Consider the following 4,322-nt stretch of genomic DNA (forward strand, 5'->3'; position numbering starts at 1 on the left):
ATATATTAACAGAATCGCGATATTTTTGTTAATTAAATTCACCAGAAGTTGTTATAAGATACTTTAAATGATAAAACACACGAAATCCAGAGAACATTCCTGCAACACCCCAGCTAATTCAGCGCTTTTCAGCCAACTATTCCAACAATTATCATTACTACACTCAAAACTCTTCTCTTTCCTCGATTTTTAACTTATTATATCCTTCTTATTTACAAATATTTGTCTCTGGAACAAATTTTTGTTAGATATAATCATTTATTTAACAAAAACGAATCTGAAATCATAAAATATGTTCAATATAATTTTTTATCTAACAAAAAGAGGTCTAAAAATAGAAAATCTGTTAAATATATCCATATATTTAACAGATTCGCAATATTTTTGTTAATTAAATTCACAATAAGTTGTCATAAGACACTTTAAATGATAAACAACACGAAACCCGGAGAGTATTACCCCAACTCCCGCACTAACTCACTGCTTTTAATCCTACTACACCAATGATGATGACTACTAAACTTAGTACTCTTCCAGGGCTCTTTGATTCTCCGTAAAACACCATGTTTACAATCACTGCTGCGGCTGTTCCGATTCCAATCCAGACTGCATATGCGATACTGACTGGGAGATAGTTAAACGCTTGGTATAGTGAGACAAATGCTCCTCCGAATCCTCCAAAGAATAGTATAAAGTTTTTCACTGATTTCTTCTGACTAAATCCGTTTAACCCTATAACTCCGACGAGTTCTAATATTGCTGCTAAAAATACGTATATCCAGCCCATTATTCAGTGACCTCCTTTTTGTTCGTATCGTCTGTTAGATTAAGTGCGATGACTCCGAGTACTAATATTCCGATGAAGAATATTTTCGCGAGTGTTAGATGTTCATCGAAGAAATAGATGTCCATTAATGCTGTTCCGACGGTCCCTGCTGCAGCAAATATTGCGTACACAGTTCCTGTTGGTAATGATTCACACGCTTTTGATAAGATTAAAAAATCTAAAATAATAATTGGTACGAGTATCGCCCAGTGCCACCATGTACTCGCGACGTTAAATCCGTATATCCAAACGAGTTCTAGGAAACTCGTTATAAAGACATATATCCATGCTTTATTCATAAAAATCCCTTTCTAAATGAAATGAATGACTATCAGTCATTATAAAATAAAATTAAATACTACTTTAATCCGTTTAAAATAAACGTAAACAACTCTTCTTTATAGTCATTTACATTTTCTTCACTTGCTTCATCATATAAGTACATCTGTTCAGCCAATGATTCTATCGAGCCGATTAAAATTTTTGATATAAACGCTGTATTTACCGTTTCTCTAATTTCACCGTTATTTATATGTGGAATTAGTAATTGTTCTATAAAATCATATAGTGGTGCGTATATTTTTTCCCAGTCGCCGACATATTGTGTTTGCGTAAGTCCTGAGTAGATGAGTGTTGTCAGTGATTTGTATTCTTTTGTTATATTAAAAATCGTATCGATTACTGATTTTATTTCTTCTTCAATTGAGTCTCCAGAAACATTTTGTGATAGTTCTTCTAACATTTTCTCTACCATCACTTCAGCAATTTTAGGCATTACTGATAGTTTTGAATCGAAATATAAGTAAAACGTACCCTGTGCGATCTCTGCTCTTTTAACGATTTCAGACACCGTTGCTTTCTCAATTCCTTTTTCTAAAAAGACTTCGATAGAAGACTCGATAATTCTTTCCTCTTTGTTCAATTGACTCACCTCCGAAAAATGACTGATTGTCATTCATATATAATAACACAAATTTTCTAATTTTAGAAGATAAAAAACCACTAAGATCTCTCTTAGTGGTTAAGGGTCTATAGATTTTTTGTTAACTTTTTAACGTCACTCACGATTTCTTCTTTAGGGAAACGCTTGTCTCCACTATCTACACCTGAGTAGTCTTTGATGATTTTCCCGTTTTCATCGACGAGATAAAATGATGTACCGTGTGTAATTTGGTCACTACCTTCTGGTGGTGGTGCGACGATTGTTTTAAAGTTTTTCTCTGAGAATTTACGGATAAATTCATAGTCATACCCTGTAACGAATGTCCAATCTGCATTTAAATCATTGATATGATATAGATCGATATATTCTCTTAATACTTCTGGTGTATCTCTTTTTGGATCCACTGAAAAACTTAAAATCGCATAGTTTTCTACGCCGTCTTTTTCAAGGTCTTCTACAACAGACGTCATGTTATGTGTCATCGGTGGACATACTGTCGTACAGTTTGTAAAAATAAAGTCTACTAAGTATACTTTTCCATCCATGTCGGCTTTTGTAAATGTTTCATCGTTTTGGTCAACGACTTCAAAGTCATCCATCGTATTGCCGTATCGGCTGCTTACGTCTACTTCTCCAGCTTTAGAGCATGCAGATAAAACAATACTTGATAGTAAAACGAGTAATAGTAATCGCTTCACGATTATCCCCCTCAATATGTTCTATATAACTTGATTATCTCACATAACCTTTTTATATCATATTGCCTTTATGACAAATAAGTTACAATATTTGTCGTACTTCTTTCGTTTTCTGTTTCTACATATATAATGTTTTGAAGTCGTGTTTTTAGTGCCTCAACGTGAGATATAATTCCGACCATCTTGCCTTTCGTTTGAAGGTCAACTAACGTGTTAATCGCAGTGTTAAGTGTTTCTTCATCTAACGTTCCAAACCCTTCGTCAATTAAGAGCATATCCATAGTTATACTACCCGCTTCATGTTGAATGACTTCAGAGAGCGATAAGCTAAGGGCAAGACTCGCTTGAAACGTTTCTCCTCCTGAAAGTGTTGCGATATTTCTCGTTTCGTTGTTAAAGTGATCGAATACGTCGATGATGAGTGCGTCTGCTGCATTAAACGTATCTTTTCGTCGCAATTCATAACGGCCATTCGTCATTTCTGTGAGTCTCTTATTAGCGTAGACTAAAATCAGTTCTAAATAATGAATCAGAACGAATCGTGATAATGTTGGATGGGTTGAATTTCTACCTTCACTATTACCATTTATAATTTTTGCTAAGACTTCGAGCTCGCGAACACGTTTCTCGTCATCATTATATGTGTTGATAGAATCCGTTAACTTTTCTTTTAATGCTTCGTCACTATTTAATTGATATTCAGTCTCTGTAATAACGCGTTGTAACTCTTTCTTTTGTTCTTCTAACTCTTTTAGCTTTTCTTCTTTTAATGTGACATCGATCGCTTCAAAACTTGTGAGAGATTCTTTTAACGTGTTTAATTTTACTTCTAGCTCGCGCACTTTACTGTAAAACGTATCGACTGATTGCTGTAACGCTTCGTCATCGATTTTAAAATACGCTTCAATATTCGTTCGGTCTACTGTGTCATAAGTGTTTAAAAATGATTCAACTTTTGGTGTATACTCATTTAAATCACGGCGAAACGATTCAATATTTTCTTTGACTGATGATAACTCTGTATTTAGTTTGGCGATATTTACTTCAATATTTTGTCGTTTGGACTCCGCTTCTTTTAACGTACGCTCATGAAGGTTAACAGAATCCGTTAGTAGAGTGATTTTCTCTTCTAACGCTGTATAGTCATTTAGTCCAGTCTCCGCAATAAATGATTCCTTCGTTAGTGTAAGATTTTTTAGTGATTCGTTTTTATATGTGAGTGCCTCACTTGTTTTTAATCGTGAATCTTTAAGTTCGTTAATTTCATTCATTAACTTCTCTTTACGTTCTAACTGTTCACTCACATTTTTAAGCTGTTCATCAATATTTTTAAGTTTGAATTCTAGCTTTGCGAAGTCTTCTCTTAACTGATCCCCATCATATTTAACGTCACTAATATTTGATCGTGCCGCTTCAATATGAATCGTCAGCCTATCGATGTTTTTAGAGAACTCATTTTCTTGATTAATTAGTTCAGTCAACCTGTTTTTTGTCTCTTCATCCATAATTTCTTTGTGATCTGGATATGTCTCGATTACTGAGTGACACACTGGACACGGCTTACCAATTTCTAAATGAGACAGTAAATGATTAATAGCGTCGTTTGTTTCGAGTGAAATGTCATTAAACTGTTTGACGATATTTTCTTTTTCTTTTATTGAAGCAGATAATTGTTCAGACACCTGATTTCTTTCTTGAATATAAGACTCTAGTTGCTTTATTTTTTTATCTTCAGCTTCCTGTACTTCAATATCTCTTTTAAGGACGCCTAGCGTTAGTTCAATAGAATGTTTTTCTTCTTTTAAAGCGTTCAGTGCATCAATACTCGCGTCGTTCGTTTCTAATTCTTTTTCTT

Annotated in this window: 5 protein-coding genes; all 5 read right to left on the reverse strand. The window is 34.1% G+C overall.

Going from position 1 to position 4,322, the window contains the following annotated elements; all coding sequences use genetic code 11:
- Positions 1–472: 472 nt before the first annotated feature.
- The gene (locus tag TJ68_RS03690) at positions 473–787 is read right to left on the reverse strand and encodes a DMT family transporter (protein ID WP_040928811.1); all 315 of its coding nucleotides are present in this window, start codon (positions 785–787) and stop codon (positions 473–475) included.
- Positions 787–1,125 (reverse strand): DMT family transporter, encoded by a 339-nt coding sequence (locus tag TJ68_RS03695; RefSeq protein ID WP_040928812.1) that lies wholly within the window; start codon positions 1,123–1,125, stop codon positions 787–789. Before TJ68_RS03695 ends, TJ68_RS03690 begins: the two co-directional genes overlap by 1 nt.
- A gap of 59 nt (positions 1,126–1,184) precedes the next feature.
- Positions 1,185–1,748 (reverse strand): TetR/AcrR family transcriptional regulator, encoded by a 564-nt coding sequence (locus tag TJ68_RS03700; RefSeq protein ID WP_040928813.1) that lies wholly within the window; start codon positions 1,746–1,748, stop codon positions 1,185–1,187.
- Positions 1,749–1,855: 107 nt separating this feature from the next.
- Complete coding sequence (locus tag TJ68_RS03705) at positions 1,856–2,467, reverse strand: SCO family protein (RefSeq protein WP_040928815.1); 612 nt, start codon at positions 2,465–2,467, stop codon at positions 1,856–1,858.
- Positions 2,468–2,535: 68 nt separating this feature from the next.
- Positions 2,536–4,322, reverse strand: a 1,787-nt coding sequence (locus TJ68_RS03710) for an SbcC/MukB-like Walker B domain-containing protein (protein ID WP_040928817.1), incomplete at its 5' end; no start/stop codon positions are given.

This window comes from Nosocomiicoccus massiliensis, assembly GCF_000438455.1.
GTDB classification, from domain to species: Bacteria; Bacillota; Bacilli; order Staphylococcales; family Salinicoccaceae; genus Nosocomiicoccus; species Nosocomiicoccus massiliensis.